This window comes from Streptomyces telluris (genome assembly GCF_024519335.1).
Lineage (GTDB): Bacteria > Actinomycetota > Actinomycetes > Streptomycetales > Streptomycetaceae > Streptomyces > Streptomyces telluris.
The window spans coordinates 34,936-53,166 of the sequence record NZ_JANIID010000032.1 but is presented as its reverse complement, the minus strand read 5'-3'; the positions used below and the strand labels follow the sequence as shown (position 1 = coordinate 53,166).

The window sequence follows — 18,231 nt, the reverse complement described above, 5'->3', positions numbered from 1 at the left end:
ACCGCCTCGGGCACCGCGCAGGGGCTTCCTCGTCATCGATGCCTCTGCGCTATGCCCGGTCAGCCGGGGCCCACTCACCGACAGGCTGAGACAAGCGGAATGTTCCTGGAACACGAGACTCCCACCAGGCACAACATTTCGTTGAGGAGGCACATCATGAGCTTGGACCGAAGGCAGTTACTTCGCGGGTCGCTTGCGATCGGTGCCGCAGCCGTGCCCTTCGGGGCACTGGCCGCCCCGGCGCACGGCATCGTACGGGAACCACAGGCGCAGGCTCCGCGGACGGGCTTCAGTCTGGCCCTGCTGGACGCGAACAATCAGATCATTACGAATCACCACACCAGGGATATCCGGAACGGAAAATTCGGAAAACCTTGGGCGACGTTCCGCACAGGCCAGGGATCTAAGGCCTGGGATCCTCTGGAACTCAAGTTCCGCAAACTCCAGAGCGGGGAGAGCGCCTTCCTCATCTGCGGTGGAGACCGCACCGAGGGGCACATGACGATCCACCGCAACAGCGACGGCACACCGCTCGGCTGGGTGAGCGGGCTGACGAACTTCCCGCACTCCCTGGAATACCTCTCGACGCCGGACGTGATCATAGTGGTGGGCACACAGGGGCTGGACTCACTGGACCCGAAGCCCCCGGAGGCCGGCAGGTCGGGCGGGTGCTACGAGCTGTACCTGGCTCCCACCAGGGGGAGTGCCGGCCCGCTCCAAAAGATCCCTGTCCAGGACGAGGATCGAGCCTTCAGGCAGGCGCACGGTGTGGTCTGGGACGAAACCAAACAGTTCTTGTGGATCTTCGGCGGAAACAAGATCCGTGCGTACACGGTGACCGGGAAGCGGGAGCATACGCGTCTCAAAAGGGCCAAGGACAAGGAAGGCAAGGACATCGAGCTCGTCAGCAGCCTTTTCGAAAACGGCCACGACCTTCAGCCCGACCCGCTGGAACCACAGTACTTGTGGGCGACGAGCTCCAAAGAGATCATCCAGATCAACAAAGCCGGAGGATACCCGCGGATCCAGTGGTCGATCCCTGCGAGGTCGGCGAAGTCCTTCTCCCGTGACCGCTCGGGCAGCGCCATCTGGACCTCGGACACGAAGGGGAACGCGTACGGCGATGACAAGGTCAGGTTCCTGTGGTCCTCCATGACGGACCCCGTCACGGCCGAGAGGGTGTCCGGGGAGACGAAGGACAAGTGGATCTACAAGGCCCGCCTCCTCGACATCTGAGAGCTGCCGATGCGGACTCCTCATCACGGTCCCCTGCGAAATGACGGTCCCTTGCGAAAGGAATGCCCCATGACACTCCGTTTAGCCAAGACGATCACCGGCACCGCCCTCGGCGCGGCACTCTCCCTCGCGCTGGCCACCTCCCCGGCCTCGGCGGAGGAGCGCCCGAATCACTGGGACAACGGATACGTCCCGTACACCAACAGCCGTTTGGCCCAGACGGACACCACACTTGGCGCCGTCGCTGCGGTCGGCGTGGAATGGGAGGGCTACAAGGTGAGCCTGTCAGGTACGGTCTGGGACCGTGCCGCTGATGGCTACACCGTACGTATGGAGGTCGGCTACAACTGGCAGAACGGTGCTTCCTGGGAGTGGACCACCCGCATCCTCGGCAAGGCCGAGGGCGGCAATGGGGACTCCAAGTCCAGCAGCGCGCACTCCAGGGCCGGAGTGAATGTCAAGGGCTTGAAGGTACGGGCCTGCACCGTGAACAGCAGCCACAAGGTGGTGAAGTGCAGCGCGTGGGCCTGATCAGGTAAGTCCGCCCTTGTAGCTGTAGCTGTAGCTGTGGCTGTGAAAGCGGGGGCGGGCAGGTCAGGCGGGGAGGCGTGTGCTGCCCTGTCCGCAGGGAATGTTCCATCCGAGAGAATGCCCATGATCATTTGAGAGCGACCGGCCCTTCGGGGCAGCCGCACCGCACGCGTAGGAGTACTCATGGGCACCCTCGATGGTGAGGGGCAAGCTCCGTGTCTCTCCCGGAGGCGGCCACGTCACCCCGGCCATATGGCGCGGCTCCTCCAAGGTTCTGCCGACCGAGGCGGCTCTCGGCTACGCGTTGGCAGTGGGTCTCGGCACGGGAGGCAAGCGATCGGGAGGCAGCGGCAGCGGCGGCTCAGCTGCGGACGGGATACTCGACATCCTCTCGACCTGGCCGTAGGGGCCGGGCGGCAGGAGTCGGCCGCAGGGCGAAGACGCCGAGTGCTGCGTGGAGGATGCCGGCGATGACGGCGGCGATGTGCAGACCGGTGACGAAGGCCGACTTCGCATCGTCGATGACCGCGGCCGTGAGTCCGGGGACGTCCAATGTTTCGTTGAGCGTACCGGCGACGCCGGGTCCCTGGAGCCGGAAGATCAGGGCGGCCAGCGAGCCGAGGAGCGCGATGCCGAGGGCGTTGCCGATCTCGTTGCTGGTCTCGGCGATTGCTGCCGCGGAGCCGGCACGTTCCGCGGGCACCGCGGCCACGGCGGTATCGGCGACCACGCTGAAGGAGATGCCGTAGCCGAGGCCGGCGATGACGGTGGACGCCACGTACCAGCCGATACCGCTGGAGACGCTCGTGGCCGGCAGCAGGAGCAGACCTGCGGCGATGAGGAAATGGCAGGCGACGAGTGCTGCCCGTGTGCCGGTGCGCGCGACCAGTACCGGTGTGACGATGCAGGTGACGGTGAGCACCACCGCGCCCGGGAGCGCGACGAGAGCCGAGTCCAGGACCGTCAGTCCCAGGACGGACTGGAGGTAGATGCCGCCGAGGTAGGCCGTTGCCGACCACGCGGCCAGTGGCAGCAGCCCGGTGATGGCCGCGATCGTGAACACCCGGTCACGGAAGAGGCTGAAGTCGATCAGCGGGTGCTCGAGGCGGAGCTGCCGCCGGGCGAACCACACCAGGGTGACGATGCCGGCGATCCCCGTGGCCACCGGGGTCGTGGTCAGCCCCTCCGCGGCGGCGCGCTTGATCGCGTAGACGGTCAGCAAGATGCCTGCGGCGGACAGCAGGACGCTCAGGACGTCGATGCGGCCGGTACGTGTGGCACGTACCTCGCGGAGCAGGACCGGGGCCAGGACCAGGAAGAGCACGACGACCGGGAGATTGATCAGGAAGACCGACCCCCACCAGAAGCGGCTCAGCAACTGCCCGCCGACGACCGGGCCGATCGCGAAGCCGGCGGCAAAGGCGGCTGCGAAGACCCCGATCGCCCTCGCCCGCCGACGAGGGTCTGTGAACAGTTCGCTGAGTACCGCCAGCGCCGACGGCAGCAGCGTGGCACCGGCCACACCCATGAGCGCCCTGAAGGCGATCAGTAGTTCCGGCCCAGGAGCGAAGGCCGCTCCCGTCGAGGCCACGCCGAACAGTGCCGTGCCGGTCATCAGAAGCTTGAGCCGCCCGTACCGGTCGCCGATGTTCCCGAACGCGACGAGCAAGGACCCGACGGCGAATCCGTAGACATCCAGGATCCACAACGCCTGATCGGCGGTCGGCGACAGCGCCTCGGAGATCTTGGGCATCGCCAGGAACAGGACCGAGCCGTCCATCGCGACGAGCAGTACCGGGCCGAGCACCACCAGCAGGCCGAGCCACGCCCGCAGACCGGGTGAGTGAGAAACAGACTGTGTATTCATGCGTCCGACGATGCGATGCCGTCCGCCCGGCAACCATCCCCGCGCCATGGGTACACCTCACAGGGTCACCCGGACACGGACCACGGCACTTACGCTCGGAGTCATGGAACTGGAGAGCCTCGGGGCATATCTCAAGACCCGCCGCGACCGGGTCACGCCCGCCGACGTCGGACTGCGCACCTACGGCACCGCTCGCCGGGTACCGGGTCTGCGCCGCGAGGAGCTCGCCCAGCTCGCCGGTGTGAGCGTCGGCTACTACACGCGGCTGGAGCAGGGCCAAGCCGGTACTGCCTCCCGGCAGGTCCTCGACGCGCTCGCCAACGCGCTCCGACTCGATCCGTCGGAGACGGCCCACCTGCACAACCTCTCCCGCCAGCCCACCACCTCACACCTGGTCCGTCCCCGCCCGGAACGGCCGCATCAACGGGTGCTCTCACTCCTGGCGTCCCTGGGAGACAGCACGCCGGCCGTCGTGCTCGGCCGCCGCGGCGACGTGCTCGCCTGGAACCGCACCGGGCATGCCCTGGTCGCGGAACACGTCGACTTCCAGGCGCCCCAAGATCCCGCGCGACGGCCGTCCATCCCCCGGATGTTCTTCCTCGACCCCCTCACCCAAGACCTTCACCGGAACTGGGACGAACTAGCCCTGATTCACGTCGCCTATCTGAGGCTTACTGCGGGCCGCTATCCCACCGACGCCCGGCTGGCCGAGCTGATCGGCGAACTGGCCATGCGCAGCCGAGACTTCGCCAGGCTGTGGGCCAAGGGCGACGTCGCAGACTGCACCGTGGGCACCATGCACCTGCAGCACCCGACCGTCGGCGACATCGACGTCGACTACCAAGTGTGGCTCCAGCCCGAGAGCCCCGACCACCGGCTGGAGGTCTACACACCCAACGACACCGCTTCGGCCGACGCGCTCCGCCTGTTGTCCAACCAAGTCGCCGATCAGCGGAAACCCGAGGCCGGCCGGGTCGAGGCGGTGCAGCAACCGGACAGGTAACGGCTGCTGGGCGCCACTGGTGGCTGTGACCCGTGGCTCAACATCTCGATTATGCCGGTCAATTCGGGCCTGATTGCTTCACCCCGTCAGTGTGCGGATGGGCGAAAGTGCTGCCAGGGGCCCGGTTCGGGCGCGGGCGTTCAACTGACCCTGTGGCAGACGCAACGAACTCCGCCAGGGCTCGTTGACCACGGTATGGAGAATGCCATCGCGCGGCGGCAGCTGCGTATTCTGGTCATGGTCTCAGTCTTGACGCTGGGGGTTGCGGGCGCGGGAAGCGTCCAGGCGAGCACGGCACGACAGGGTTGCCCGGCGGGGGAAATCTTCGCTACCAACAACACCGCGATCATCACGGATCCGGCCGACTCCCGGCTCAAAACCCGCCTGACGCGCTTCGACCACGAGGTGCGCAAGATCATCCGCGCGAACGGCGCGAGGCCCGGCGACTCGAAGCTGCTCGACGGCGTCTTCTGGTCCGGCGACCTCAAGCAGGCCACCTACGAGCGCACGCGCGAGTTCGACGTCAACAAGGTCGGCCGGGACGGGCTGCACCACATCGCCGGCGTCATCGCCAAGCAGTACCACCAGGAGTCGGTGCTGACCTTCCGCTGCCTGCCGCGCACTTCGCCGGAGACCGACGCCGTCGAGATCCAGGCCCCCGGCGTCTCGGCGACCAAGGTCCACGACGCACTGATCGCGAACCCCGAGGCCCGCGAGAAGCTCGGCGGCGGCTCGGTCACCCTCGACGGACGCCTCATCCTGGTCGCCCCGCTCGCCGATCTACGACTGGCCCGGAAGTTCACGAAGGCCCTCGGTGTCGACTGGAACAGGGCCGAGGTGCGCTACGGCGACGAAGAATTTGTGAGCTGAACCCGTAGCGCGTCGCCGATACCCGCCCTGATCAAGCCAATGAGCCTCGATCCGCCACTTCACAGGGTTTCGCCCTGCCGGGGAGCCCTTGCTCGGCGGGGCGAAATCGGGCGCTCAAAGCGAAAACTCCAGTCGTATCGGCGCGAATATTGATCAGATGCTCTCTGAGTGGGAGCGAACAGGTGCTCTCCCGTTTCGGAAGGAGCCTGCGCATGAGCCCGACCAGGGACGCGGACCTGCTGGTGGTCGGCGCCGGACCGGCCGGTGTGGCCGCTGCGGTGATGGCTGCGAGCCTGCGGATGACGTGCGTGGTCGTTGAGGCCGAGGAGGTGGGGGCGAAGCTGCGGGCGATCGGGGCGCTGGAGAACGTGCCGGGTGGCTGGGCGACCGGTGCGGCGCTCGCCAAGGCGCTCGTGGGCGACCTGGCCCGGCACCAGGAGTCGGGGCGTGTCAGCGTGATGTCCGGCCGCGTCGTACGGGTGGCCGGCCATGACGACCGTGCTGAGGCCGCTCTCGAGGACGGCCGCGTCCTGGCGGCGTCGGCTGCGGTGGTGGCGACCGGGGTGACGGCGCTCGAACCCGAGGACGCCCCCTGGGTCGAGGCGCGGGAGGTCAGGTGGCTGCCGCCGCTGTGGCGGGCGGCGGCCGGTGACCTGGAGGGTCGCCGGGTGGTGGTGCTGGGAGGGGACAGGCCGCTGGGCACCTGGCTGCGCGCGCATCCGCAGGCGAAGGTGCACTTCGACGTGCTGTTCCCTGAAGCCGACCGGTACAAGACCGCCGAGGTCGCCGACGACGCGCGCCTCGGCCTGGACCTCGTCGAACGCGTCACCGTCGCCCCGGTCCCGGAGGGCTTCAGGGTCACCGCTTGGCGCCGGGGCGGCGGCGCGCGCACTCTCGTCGCCGACGCCGTGCTGAGCAACATGGGCTCGAAGCCGGCCGTCGTGCCGGGACTGGTCGTCGGGGCGGACGGATACTGCCCGCCGGACGCGCAGCACCCGCGGGTTCTGGTCGCCGGTGACCTGAAGGGGGCCCGGATGCAAAGGATCGCGGTGGCCATGGGCGACGGCGCGCGGGCGGCGCTGGAGCCGTACTACCGGGCCCAAGCCGTTCTCGGCTGACCATCCAGGCTCTGGGAGCGATTGCGGCGCCATCACTCGGCCGATGCGTGGCCGGTGCGTGGCCGCTGCGAAGGACAACGTCGGCAGCAGCGGCCGTTTCGTGTAGTCCCCGAGCTGCCGGTCAGGCCACGTTCTTGATCAGGAATTGCTGTTCCGGTCCGTCGGTGCACCGTTCCTCGACGGCTTCTGCCTCCGGGCGGGTGTCGTCGGCGTTGATGCCGATGCACTGGGACGTGGCTTCCACGCGCAGGCGGTAGCGCGCCTCGGTGCCGGCAGGCTCCACGCGGAACAGCTGGTTCTTGTTGGAGCGGGTGCACGCCTCCCACGGTTCGAGCATGCCCTTCGCCGGGGCGATGCGCCGGATCGTCAGACAACCCCTGCCGTGTTGCGGGTGGTGCCACTCGATGTAGTGCGGGGCATCGGGGCCGTCGTGCACCGCCTTGAGGTAGGTGCGCGGCGGCTCGGCCTCCTTGCAAGGGCGTTGGGCGGCGATCGGGCTGGTGTACGTCCCACTGCGGTCGCGCCCCTCCGTCAGGCACAGCTGCGGGGCCCGGGCCGGGCGGATCTCCACCCAGCCCCGTACCGCCGAGGCGGCCGGAGTGCGCGCCTCCCCTTCGTCGTCGTCGGGCAGCAGCGCCCACACGCCCGCCGCCAGCAGGAGGACTGCGATCACGGCTACGGCGCCGGCCATTGACTTGGACCGGAGACGTCGCCTGCTGCCCGATGCGCCCTCTATACGGCTCCGCGTCTCCAGCCAGGCCTCGATCTCGCGCTCGTCCTCCACCCCGCATACGTGGAGGAACGCGACGAGCAGCTCCGGCCGGGGGAGGGACTGGCGTTGCAGCACGTCCGAGAGGGTGCTGCGGGGCAGGGCCTCGCCGCGGTCCTGCGCCCGCTGTTCCAGCTCCCGGTAGGTCAGGCCCGATCGCTCCTTGAGCCGCCGCATGCGGTCCGTGAATTCACCCGCGTCGCGTGCTCTGCGCAGCTGTATGCCCGTCCCCCTCATGCCGGAATGGTTCCGGGCGTCGCCCGGGGCTGCAATCCGCGAACCGGCCAACCTGTCCGGACGAGGCCCGGACACAGCCCGGACAAGGCCCGGACACCAGGCCGGACAGGGTTTCCGCGTCCGGGACGGGCCACGGCATTGACCCGGTTTCGCCGATGCTCACAAGCTCGTCCCGGGCCACCCCGAGGACCACCGGGGCCGAAGCTCACCTTCCATTTGAGGCACAAGGAGCCATCGTGTTCAAACGCGTAGCCACCGCCGTCGCCGCCCTCTCCCTCGGCGCGGCCGGGTTCGCCCTCGCCCCCGCCGCACAAGCCGGAACGAGTGGTTCGGAGAAGGCATGGACCCCGCCGAGCTGCCAGGGTCACCGGGCCAACACCGCCGTATGGGTCAACTGCAAGGGCAAGGGATCCGCCAGCCAGATCCGCATGGTCTATGAATGCCGGGTCTTCGGGAGGGTCGTGCGGCACACCACGGCGTGGGAGTCGCTGGGTGCCCGCAGCTCCAAGACGATCAGCGATGAGTGCAACTTCGAGGCCGTGTCCGCGAAGGGCGAGTCCCGCAGGCCCTGACGCCGCCACGGCGTACGACAGTGCCCCGCCTCTCACGGGGCGGGCACTTCGGCCGTGCGCTTGAGCCCCGGGCCGGATCAGCGGAGCCTGCCGGAGGCGGTGGACTTGGGCAGGGCCGAGCCGGCTACGGCAGGCCGGCCGACCCGGGACCGGTTCGCGCGGCCCTCAGGGCGCCGCCTCCGCTCCCGCGCAGACGTAACGGGTGCGAGCCGCGTAGGAGCGGGCCGCCACGATGAGGGCGAACCCCAAGCCTCCGAAGGCCAGGCCGCCGAACCACACCATCCAGGTCAGGGACGCGCTGGTGTGGAAGGGCGGCCTCGGCTCGACAGGCGATGTCACCCCGGTGACGCTGAGCAGGACCATGACGTTGAGGACCACCCCGTACAGCGACAGAGCGCCGCCGGTCAGCCAGGCCGGGACCAGCGGCAGCAGGCGCGGGACCCGGCGCCCGGACAGGAACAGGGTCCAGCGGGGGAAGACCATGCCCCACCGGTACATCAGCCCTGTCAGGAGGAAGACACCGAGCAGTGCGGCCATCACTGACACGTCGAGCCCGACCGACGCGAGTGCCTTGGCGGCCCCCGCGTCCTCGTTCAGTTTCCGCCAGCCCTCCGCTGTCACGCCCAACGCGTCGCCGCCCAGCGTCCAGATGGTCTTGAGGCCCGCCCAGGGCAGCAGGCCGCACATGAGGATGTACGCCGCCACCTGGGTTTGTTTCGAGGCTGTGGAAGTGGCTGGGTGCACCAGCGCGGCGCCGTCGACCCCGGCATGCCTGTGCCCACACCGCGGACAGCCGTCCCGCCGCCTGCGGCGATACGCCACCGCGGCCATCAGCAGGAGAGCGGCGCCGGCTGCGTTCAGCAAGGTGTGGACCGCCCCGGTGGCGCTCTCGATCCCCAAGAGCGTCACGAGTGCCACGATGATCACCGTCACGCCGAGCGCGCCCAGTCCGAAGACGAGGATGGCGACGGCGAGTGCCGCCGACACCACCGCATGGCCGGGCTTGCCGAGCGGCCGGGTGGTGGCCCAGGCCGCGGCGCTCCCCAGGACGGCGAGGGCGGCGAGCGCGAGCTGGACCGCCGGGGTGTAGGTCTCGTGCGGCTTTACTGGCACGCTGGTCCCCATTGCAGCCCAGACGGTCTGGAGGCCGGCGTACACCACGCCCCACACAGGAGCGGCGCGGGGCGCCCACTCAGGCCATCGCCGCCACCACGTCGTCGCTGCCCCGGCATCGGGCGGTAGCCCGGCACCGACGCGTGTCTGCGAGTTGGTGGAAAGAGCCACCACAACCTCCGTATGTCCGCTGCGCTTTCAGACAAAAGGCTCTGCGACAGACGGGCCGGGACACATCCCCCGCGCGGACCACCCGACTCCGCCGCACGGCGGACCGGCGTGACACCCGGACCTCGGTCCGCCGCCCACCATCGGCAATCGGGATGAACCGGTACATCAAAGGATGTACCAACCGGGTCGTCCCTCACGTCGATCAGGTGATCTTCACCGGTGCCTACGGTTTTGGTATGGCATCACCGAACGGTCGGACCGGAACACCAGACATGCCGGCGTGGCGGACAGCGGCCACTCCGATCCTGTTCGCCGTGGTTCTTCCGCTCGCCGTGTTCTATGTTCTGCGGTCGCAGGGGATCAGCCAATGGCTGGCACTGACGCTCAGCGGGGCGGTCCCGGCGGTGCGTATGGCTGTCGAGGTGGTCACACGGCGTCGTGTGCACAGCTTCGAGGCGTTCATGATCGGCATGCTTGCGGTGCGCATCGTGACATCGCTTCTCACCGGCAGCCCACGGGCCATCCTCGTCAAGGACGCCGGACTCGCAGCGGCTGCCGGGCTCTGGATCCTGGGCTCGCTGTTCGCGGCCAAACCCTTCGCGTTCCAGGTCGGCCAGTACTGGCAATTGCCCACCGCGGCGCGCACCCGCGAAGCGGCCTGGGGCGTCTCGCCGGCGCTGCGCAGCGGACTGACCCGGCTGACGGTCCTGTGGGGCTGCGCCCAGCTGCTGGACTGCGGTGCCGGAGTGCTCGTCGCCCTGCTGCTTCCGGTGGAGGCGGTTCCGGCGCTCAACCGCGCGAAGGGGCTGGCGCTGCTGTGCGCTGTCGCCCTCATCACCGTCTCTTACAGCCGCCGCTACGGGCGGCGGCACGCACTGTCCCTCTTCGGTTCGGCACCCCTGATCACCACAAGGGAAGGCTGATCACCATGACTCTCGACCAGGCCAAGGCCAAGGCTCAGGCCAAGGCCCAGACCCAGGCCCAGACCCAGGCCAAGGCCAAGGCCAAGGGGTCCGCGGCCCCAGAATCCTCCGCCCCCGAGTCCTCCGCCCCCGAGTCCTCCGCCCCCGAGTCCTCCGCCCTCGCGTCCTCCGCCCCCGAGGCGCTGCGCGAGATGCTCGCGGAGCTGCAGCGTCTGGCCGCGCTCCCGCTCGAACGAGGCCAGACGCTGCCACCCCAGGCCTACACCTCTCCTGAGCTGTACGAATGGGAGGTCGAACGGATCTTCCGGCGGGAGTGGCTGTGTGTGGCGCGGGCCGAGGAGATTCCGCAGCCGGGGAGCTATCTGCGGCTGGACGTGCTCGGCACGCCGCTGGTGATCACCCGGGACGAGGAGGGCGAGCTGCACGCCCTGTCCCGGGTGTGCCGTCACCGGTTCATGGACCTCCTGCCGCCGGAGACCGCCCCCGAGCGCGGCTGCCTGAAACGGCTGACCTGCCCGTATCACACCTGGACCTACCGGCTGAACGGTCAGTACGCGGGGCAGCTCGCCGGTGCTCCCTTGATGCAGCGGGTGGACTTCGACCGGGCCGGCTGCCGGCTCCCGGCGCACCGCGTCGAGGTCTGGAACGGCTTCGTCATGCTCAACCTCGACCCCGGTGCGGCACCGGCGGCGCCCGGACTGCACGAGCTCGACCTGCAGCTGAGCAGCTACGGCATCGCCGACTGGGTGAGTGTCCACACCCGGACCTGGGAGGGCGTGCCCGCGAACTGGAAAGTGGCGGTGGAGAACGGTTCGGAGAACTACCACCACATGGGTACGCATGCGGCAACCCTGGATCCGGTGCTGCCGGGCCGGGACACAGAAGTTCACGAGTGCGACGGTCGCTGGTTCACCATGTTCACGCCGCTGTCGGACCCCGAGCAGGGCGGCACCGGCCTGGGGAGCCATGCGGGATCCGATCAAGGATCGCGGCCAGGGATGCTCATCGCCGGGATCTTCCCGCAGTTCGTCCTGGCGGTCCTGCCCGACAGCGCGGTCAGTATCCGGTGGCTGCCCACCGGTCCCGCCACCCACGACACCCGGATCACGGCCATGGTCCCGCCCGGAGTGCCGGAGACACCCGGCTTCGCAGAGCAACTGGTCGGGATACGTGCTCAGATCGCCCGGATCCAGGAAGAGGATCTGGTGGCCATCCGGGGAGTCCAGCGTGGCCTGGCCTCCCATCCGGCTCCGTCCAACGGACGGTTCTCCCATCTGGAGCGCCCGTTGTGGCAGTTCCAGCGCTACCTCGCGGAGCGACTGCTGTGACCGCCCCACCAGCGAGGGGTGGCGTGCGAAGCTGCCTGAGAACCCCTCAGTTCAGCAGGAGTGCTGCATCCCACGGCGTGCGGGGAAGCGCAGCCCGCGCGTACCCGTGCAGCGCGAGAGCGGTGCCCGAAGCCCCTTCCAGGAAGCCGGGGCGACTGACGGGCCCACCACTGGGAAGGTGCTGACGGAAGCCGAAGGGCGCGGCCGTGTCGAAAGCGTTCAGGGCTTGTGCGGCCAGGTGGTCGACCGCTGGTTCGAGCCCCGCATCCGGGCAGCTGTGTGCCATGCGGGTGACGATCTGCAGCAGCCCCGCCCATCCGTGGCACAAGGACGCGTCGTGGACGCCCCAATCGGCGCCCGGACGTTCTAGTGCTGCGAGCAGCGCTGCAAGGCCCTGTTGCTGCCAGGAGGGTTCCTCCAGGGCGTGGCCGGCGAGCCACAGGGCGCGGGCGATCCCAGGGCTGCCGTAGCACCAGGCGGTCCGTGCCGGGAGGCCGGCCGTACCGCTCGCACCGCCCGGTACGGCGTCGCCCGACGGTACAGCGTCGCCCGACGGTACAGCGTCGCTCGTCGATACGCCGTTGCCTGGCGGTACACCGTTGCACGGCGGCACGGCGTACGCCCAGTAAGGGCCGGCGCTGTCGGTCCCGGCCCGCTCCAGCAGCCAGTCCACGATGGCGCCCATCACCCGCCGCTGCCCGTCCACGCGGCAGCCCTGCCGCCACGCCAGGGCGAGGAAGGCGAGAATCCCCGGTGCTCCGTGGGCCAGGCCCAGATTGAGGTGACCCTCGGGGTAGGTGTCGGCGTCCGAGCCGGGCCCGTGGCTCGCCCACCACCCCGGCACCGGCCCCCGGTCGCCCTGGACCGGTGCGCACACCGAGACCAGGGTACGAGTCGCCCGGCCCGCAGCAGCCGCGTCGCCGCGCAGCAGCAAGTACCGCCCGACCCCCGACAATCCGGTGATCACGTCGTACACGTTCCAGGCTGTCGGCCCGGCGGCAGGGCCCCCGGCGCGCCGTTCGCGTTCGTTGTCCGACAACAGCGCACAGTACCTGGCGGTGCGCTCGTCGAGCTGCTGCAGCAGCGTCCGGTAGGCAGGGCGGCCCGCGTGGGCGGCGGCTGAGGCCGTCGCCGCGAAGGCCAGGGCCGTCACGCCGTTGAACAGACCGCCGTCAGGCAGTGCGCCACGCGCCGCTGCCGCCAGGTGCCCGTGAGCCGTGCGGAGGAACGCCGGGTCGTGGGCCGCCAGCTCGGCGAAGAGCAGGGCCACGCCCGGGTGGCCGTCGGACAAGGAAAGCGGCTGCCACAGCTGCTCTTCCGCTCCTGAACAGCTGGCCGCCACCTCCGCCGGGTCGGCGAGCCGGGCAGCCACGTGTGCCACCACCTCGGCCGCGCGCTCGCGCGTCGCGGAGGCGGCCCGGCGGCACATGCCGTTCCGGGCGGTCACGCCGACCCTCTCGCGCGCCGGCCACGGTGGTCGCGGTGACGGGCGCGGTCGGCCAGCAGCGTGGCACGGATCAGCTCGTGGGCGGCCAGTTCTTCGTCGGGCGTGAGACCCAGCCGGTTGGCTGTCATGTGCCCGAGGCTGCGCAGGATGGTCGCTGACGAGCCCTGTTGCGGTCCCGCGCACCTCAGGAGTCGCCCGTACGCGCTGACGGCCGGGCGCCGCGGGGCGAGCAGGAGGCGTAGGGAGTCGCTTGATGTACGCCCTGTAGGCCCGTCCGGCCCACGCCCGTCCGGATCTCCCTGGCCGCCTGCAGGGTTGAGGAAGGAGCGTGCTCGGGTCCGCTGGCGCGCACTCGTGTGCTGGTAGCCCTGCCCCGCGGCAAGGGCGAGGGCATAGCCGTCTCCCAGGACGCCGGCGAACTGCCGCGCCAGGTCCATGATGCCGGCCGCGGCGAGCTCCGGCCCGGACACCTGCCACCGGTCGGCCGCCCTTGCGTGCAGGGTCTCCAGGACGGCGAGGCTGTCGGCGTGGAACACCTGCTCGGCCGACGCCATCGCCTCGGTGCCGCCGTAGCGCTCAAGCTCCGGCTCGTAGGCGCACAGGGTCAGGTCCTGAAGCAGGCCGGTCTCCCGGAGCCTTCTCGCCCAGTCGTGCAGTGCAGGCAGCATGGTGGTGCCGAGCACCGCGGGTGGTGCGTGGAAGCGGAGACGCAGGTGCGGCGCCGGGTCCGCGTAGCGCAGGAAGAACCACCGGTCCACTGCCTCGGGCAGCATACGGACGAAGGACCGCAGCTGATCGACGAGGATGTCGTCGTGCCGGTTCGCGGAGGCGTAGAGCTTGGCCGACAGCCACTCCCCGCCGGGGAGGTGGCGCGGTGCCGTGGCAGGCCGCACGGGCCGTACGGGCCGTACGGGCGTGCGGGGCCGGTACCGGGCGGCGCGCGGTGACGGTGACGCGGTGGGTGGCGATGGTGATGGTGATGGTGACGGGAGCAGGGGGATGACGACCTCTGCGGCGAAGCCGGCCGACCAGCCGCTGCCGAGGTCACCGTCGACCACCGGGACTTCCTCGATCACCGTGTCGGGGTGCTTGCGCAGCTCGTCGCGGATGAGGCTGCGGTGCCAGGCGTCCCCCAGGTGCACAGCCAGCCGGTGGTCACCTCGCACCAGTACGACGTGATCGGGGACGTGCCACGTCGCCCGCCATTCGTCGAGGGTCGCTGCCCAGCGGCGATGGGGGCCGGAGGCATCGCACAGCGCCGCGTTCGGCCGCCAGCGGGCGGGGGCGAGGACAGTGCGGTGGCGTCGTACACGCGGCAGGAACGGCAGGACCTCGAGCCCTCCCCATGACCAGGCCCAGTGCACGCGGCGCCCTTGGAAGGCCAGCTCCTGGAGGAACCGCGCCTGGTGCGGCGCGGTGCCGTGCGGGTTGAGCATGTGGGGGACCAGGACCGTCACTTCACGTTCGAGGCGACGGGAGACCGCGTACATCCTGTGCTCGTCGGCGCCGATCAACAGGTCGTCGGGGCGGATCACGCCGGGGTCGGCAGGATCGGTGTGGCTCCCGGTGACCACGGTGTGGGCCAGCACCTGGGGAACGCGGCAGACGTTGGTGAGCCGTGCGTCGGACGGCACGTACATCAGCTGCGCGGGCACTGCGCCACGGTCTTCCCGGCCGGCCGGCAGCATGCGGCCCAGTTCCGCGGCGAACTCCGGCACCTGACCGGCGAAGCGCCCGAAGTGGGCCCCGGCTTGCGCGCTGCCTCCCGTGCCCGACAGCACGAGGAGGAAGCGGCCTGCCGTCAGGTCGGGCACAGAGGCCGCGAGCAGGCGGGCGCACATCTCGGCCGTCGGTGCCGCCGGGGGCACCGGACGGCCTTGTCCGAACGATGCCAGCCGCTCGACCTGGGCATCGGTCAGGACCACTTCCTGGTGCGGATCCACGCCGGCGCTCTGCACGAGCTCGCCCAGCAGCATCTCCCGCCCGGCTCTGTCCTCCGGCCCCTCAGCAGGTGTCCGGGCGGAGCCCGGACGGTGGCCTGCTGGTGCGAAGTGCTCCGGAGGCCCCAGCCCGCGCTCGGGGTCGAGTAGTTCTTCCAGGGGTACGAGGCGTTGCGTGCCGTACCGTTCGACGAAAGCGGCGTGGTACGTCGCGCCGACCGCTTGGGGATGGCGAGCGGCTACGTGCCACAGCACCTCCAGTGCCTGGGCCGCCTCGTGGCCGACCTCTGCGGGCAGCGTGATGTCGGCATCGAGGAACATGTCCACCTGGACGGGGGGACGGCCGCGCGCCGGAGCTTCCTGCACCGCCTGCAGCGTCGTGAGCAGCGCCGCCAGCCTTCCCTCCCCGCCGCTGCCCGGTATGCCGAGCCGGTAGGAAGTCAGGCGCTCCCGTACGCGCTCCAGGTCCTCGCGCTGCCGGGCGGCGGCATCGCCCGTGGCCGAGAGCATCTCCTCCAGGCGGGACAGCGGATCAGGTGCCAGAAGGGCCGGGCGCAGCCCGGACACGAGGAACTCCTGGGCCGTCAGCGAACAGATCACGGTCGAGGCCGCGCCACGGTGCTGCTCCCCGAAGGAGCGCACCAGCGCATCCAGCAGCGCTCCGCCGGTAACCGGTGTGACGGCGGTCCGAAGCACCTCCTCCACAGCCTTGGTCAGGCGGACCGACTTTTCACGGAAGCCCGACGGCCCTCCGGGCAGCGGCCCGGCTTCGGAGCCGGCATCGGCGTCGGCGTCGGCCGGAGTCCGGCGCCCGGTGGGCAGGACCAGCCGGTTTCCCCGTACGCGGCACTGGTCGTTGACCACCAGCCGCAAGTGGCACAGGATGTCGGGGTCCTGTTCCAGGCTGCTGAGGAGTGCAGCCAGCCACGCGCCGTCCGGCTGGACGGCCCGGCGGTGGTTTTCCCCGACCCGTACGTCCGCTGTGTCACCGAAGCGTGCGGCACACACGCCGGCCAGGAGCCCGAACGGCGTGGGCCGTCCGGCGGCCCGTACCGCGTAGCGGGTCAGTGCCAGTGCCACGCGCCGACGGCGAGCAGCCCCGGTGATCCGGCCGGACAGCAGCCGGTCGGCGGAGGTGGCCAGAGCCGGGCTGGAGATCCGCACGGCCTCACGCAGACGCACGTCATTCCATAGCCGCCCGGCCAGGACACGGGGCCAGTCTTCAGGCCACTCCTCCGGCTGCTCTTCCGGCTGCTCTTGTCCGTCCCCCACGCGGCCGGGTCCTGCCGACGAGGCCCCCGACCAGGTCTTGGACAGGTGGGCGGCGGGCAGGAGGGGCAGCCGCACCATGGCCACTGCGCCGGGCACGTACAAAGGCGGCCCCGCCCCGATCAGTTGATCTCCTGGCAGTTCACGTTGCCGACGCACACCGTGGCCGGCACAACGTCACCGGGTCCGCACAGCCATGCCCAGCCGACCGCCCCCAGTACGGCGAGCACCCCGAGCACCTTCCTCATTGGCTTCCTCATTGGTCTTCCCCCCCTACTACCACGCCAGGTGAGCCGGAGCTCAGAAGCACTTGCAGGGATTCCCGGACTGCGGACCCCCACCGCACGTCGACGCCCACGTGGGCGACTCGGTCGGCCCGCACAACGGCCTGGTGGGGCACCCCTGCGACGGCCAGCGGGACAACCACACATCGAGCCCGTCATCGGGATGCAGCACCCGAAGATCGATGTCGAACGGGTCGTCTGTATCTACCACTGCCGTAACGTCTGCGACGATTTCCCCCATAGCTCCCCCATCTCGCGCAAGATACGCAAAAAGCTGTTCTAAGGATATCGAGATATTTACACTATCGAATCACCCACATGGGTGAACGGTGTGATGGGATGCCGCGGCAGCCGACCGGAATCTCCGGCGTGCTGACGTGACTGCCCAGAGTTTGAGGCGGCGGCCTTCAGGAACGTGTGCGGTCGACGCCGGGGGTGGCCTGCCAGGTCACGTTTGTCGTTGCCACGGCCTCGCTCAGGCAGTGGGCCAGGCCGGCTGCGTCGCCGACGGCCCAGTAGTGGGCGAAGAAGAGGCGCGGTTCCTCGGTGAGCGTGTGGTTGTGCAGCTCGACGATGTCGACACCGCCATGGCGCAAGGCCCTGATCGCGGGCTGCACCTCGGCGGCGGTCAGGGCCAGGGCGCCGTTGACTGCGGCCCTTTCTCCGCCCAGCGGCTGGAAGTTGACGCCGGTGACCGCGCCCATTCCCCAGGGGATGACCCGGTGGTGGTCGACGACCATCTCGCGCCTGGCGAACGTGAACTTGTAGGTCCCCGCGTAATCCGTACCCCGGCCGCGCAACACCGCATCGAGACGGCCGGTGTCCAGATCCGCGGTCGTCGGGGTCGCAAGCCGCGGAGGCAGGGGAGTGCCCGTCGTCTCCAACGCGGCACGAATGTGGCGGGCGGCGACTTCCGGGGCTTCGGTAAGGGTGTGGACATGGCACCACAGCAGAGCCGGAGAGTGGGCGAGCAAGTGCTTGTGGACCGACGTCAGCTCCAGCCCGGCCGCCTGGATCACATCGGTCACGCGCCCCAGCTCCTCCTCGGTGACCGCCAGGTCACCCATGACCATGGTGCGCCCGTCGCCATAGCGGGTGAAGGCGACATAGCTGCGCAACGCCAGGTTGGTGGCCACCTCGACATCCCGGGAGGCCACCCGCAGGTCACGGCGCGGGAAGCCGGCGCGGAAGGTTTCTCCCCACATGATGCCTTCCGTCAGCAACTCCTTGCCGACGTCCCTCCAGTCGCCGATGGTGGTCCGCACGGGGTGAAGAACGTGGTGGTGGCCGGGCTCCGGAGAGGCTGCGACGGAAGAAGGAGCCGCAGCGACGACGGGAGCGAGAGCGGCAGCGGCGGCTGCCAGCACCCCCCGTCGTGCAACGAGCCTGCCGGGTCCGCTCTGCCCGTCTTGCAGATCTGACCTTGCCATCGAACCACCCCTCCGGGCCGGTCACGAACCACCCGTGCCCCGGTATTCACCTGCATCAGCAGAAGTCACCCGGAGCATGGTCATCGGACGGAACCCGCATGCTCAGCAACCCGCCTCCCGACC

15 protein-coding genes are annotated in these 18,231 nt (G+C 69.8%); 8 read left to right on the top strand and 7 right to left on the bottom strand.

Going from position 1 to position 18,231, the window contains the following annotated elements; genetic code table 11:
• Positions 1-99: 99 nt before the first annotated feature.
• Both NQU55_RS28250 and NQU55_RS28245 read left to right on the top strand, forming a co-directional pair.
• Complete coding sequence (locus NQU55_RS28250; RefSeq protein ID WP_256791426.1) at positions 100-1,236, top strand: hypothetical protein; 1,137 nt, start codon at positions 100-102, stop codon at positions 1,234-1,236.
• Between the two features lie 69 nt (positions 1,237-1,305).
• A complete protein-coding gene (locus NQU55_RS28245) occupies positions 1,306-1,767 on the top strand; it encodes a hypothetical protein (RefSeq protein WP_256791424.1) in 462 nt (153 codons plus the stop codon).
• Positions 1,768-2,128: 361 nt separating this feature from the next.
• Here the strand turns inward: NQU55_RS28245 and NQU55_RS28240 are convergent, their stop codons facing one another.
• A complete protein-coding gene (locus NQU55_RS28240; RefSeq protein ID WP_168096559.1) occupies positions 2,129-3,634 on the bottom strand; it encodes an MFS transporter in 1,506 nt (501 codons plus the stop codon).
• Between the two features lie 103 nt (positions 3,635-3,737).
• Between NQU55_RS28240 and NQU55_RS28235 the strand changes: the two genes are divergently transcribed.
• The 3 genes from NQU55_RS28235 (at position 3,738) to NQU55_RS28225 (ending at position 6,625) form a co-directional block, all read left to right on the top strand.
• Complete coding sequence (locus NQU55_RS28235; RefSeq protein ID WP_256791423.1) at positions 3,738-4,637, top strand: helix-turn-helix transcriptional regulator; 900 nt, start codon at positions 3,738-3,740, stop codon at positions 4,635-4,637.
• A gap of 195 nt (positions 4,638-4,832) precedes the next feature.
• Positions 4,833-5,507 carry a hypothetical protein gene (locus NQU55_RS28230; protein ID WP_206330128.1) on the top strand — a complete coding sequence of 225 codons (675 nt, stop codon included), beginning with the start codon at positions 4,833-4,835 and terminating at the stop codon, positions 5,505-5,507.
• Positions 5,508-5,719: 212 nt separating this feature from the next.
• Positions 5,720-6,625 carry an NAD(P)/FAD-dependent oxidoreductase gene (locus tag NQU55_RS28225; RefSeq protein ID WP_168096439.1) on the top strand — a complete coding sequence of 302 codons (906 nt, stop codon included), beginning with the start codon at positions 5,720-5,722 and terminating at the stop codon, positions 6,623-6,625.
• Positions 6,626-6,746: 121 nt separating this feature from the next.
• Here NQU55_RS28225 and NQU55_RS28220 read toward each other — a convergent pair whose 3' ends face one another.
• On the bottom strand, positions 6,747-7,631 hold the full coding sequence (locus NQU55_RS28220; RefSeq protein ID WP_168096440.1) for an XRE family transcriptional regulator: 885 nt from the start codon (positions 7,629-7,631) through the stop codon (positions 6,747-6,749).
• A gap of 236 nt (positions 7,632-7,867) precedes the next feature.
• Between NQU55_RS28220 and NQU55_RS28215 the strand changes: the two genes are divergently transcribed.
• Positions 7,868-8,203 carry a hypothetical protein gene (locus tag NQU55_RS28215; protein WP_256791419.1) on the top strand — a complete coding sequence of 112 codons (336 nt, stop codon included), beginning with the start codon at positions 7,868-7,870 and terminating at the stop codon, positions 8,201-8,203.
• 165 nt (positions 8,204-8,368) lie between these two features.
• On the opposite strand, the gene NQU55_RS28210 is transcribed toward NQU55_RS28215, so the two are convergent.
• The gene (locus NQU55_RS28210; protein ID WP_256791418.1) at positions 8,369-9,316 is read right to left on the bottom strand and encodes a hypothetical protein; all 948 of its coding nucleotides are present in this window, start codon (positions 9,314-9,316) and stop codon (positions 8,369-8,371) included.
• 323 nt (positions 9,317-9,639) lie between these two features.
• On the opposite strand from NQU55_RS28210, the gene NQU55_RS28205 reads away from it, so the two are divergent.
• Entirely contained in the window at positions 9,640-10,410 is a 771-nt protein-coding gene (locus NQU55_RS28205) for a VC0807 family protein (RefSeq protein ID WP_240977051.1), read from the top strand.
• A 5-nt stretch (positions 10,411-10,415) separates the two neighbouring features.
• Positions 10,416-11,738, top strand: a complete 1,323-nt coding sequence (locus NQU55_RS28200) for an aromatic ring-hydroxylating oxygenase subunit alpha (protein WP_256791417.1) — start codon at positions 10,416-10,418, stop codon at positions 11,736-11,738.
• 46 nt (positions 11,739-11,784) lie between these two features.
• Here NQU55_RS28200 and NQU55_RS28195 read toward each other — a convergent pair whose 3' ends face one another.
• The 4 genes from NQU55_RS28195 to NQU55_RS28180 all read right to left on the bottom strand — a co-directional run bounded on the left by NQU55_RS28195 (position 11,785) and on the right by NQU55_RS28180 (position 17,943).
• The gene (locus tag NQU55_RS28195; RefSeq protein ID WP_168096210.1) at positions 11,785-13,185 is read right to left on the bottom strand and encodes a lanthionine synthetase C family protein; all 1,401 of its coding nucleotides are present in this window, start codon (positions 13,183-13,185) and stop codon (positions 11,785-11,787) included.
• Positions 13,182-16,307, bottom strand: coding sequence for a lantibiotic dehydratase (locus NQU55_RS28190; RefSeq protein ID WP_256791415.1), 3,126 nt, complete (start codon positions 16,305-16,307; stop codon positions 13,182-13,184). Before NQU55_RS28190 ends, NQU55_RS28195 begins: the two co-directional genes overlap by 4 nt.
• A gap of 209 nt (positions 16,308-16,516) precedes the next feature.
• The gene (locus tag NQU55_RS28185) at positions 16,517-16,642 is read right to left on the bottom strand and encodes a hypothetical protein (RefSeq protein ID WP_256791414.1); all 126 of its coding nucleotides are present in this window, start codon (positions 16,640-16,642) and stop codon (positions 16,517-16,519) included.
• A gap of 443 nt (positions 16,643-17,085) precedes the next feature.
• Complete coding sequence (locus tag NQU55_RS28180) at positions 17,086-17,943, bottom strand: LppY/LpqO family protein (protein WP_256791413.1); 858 nt, start codon at positions 17,941-17,943, stop codon at positions 17,086-17,088.
• Positions 17,944-18,231: the final 288 nt, after the last annotated feature.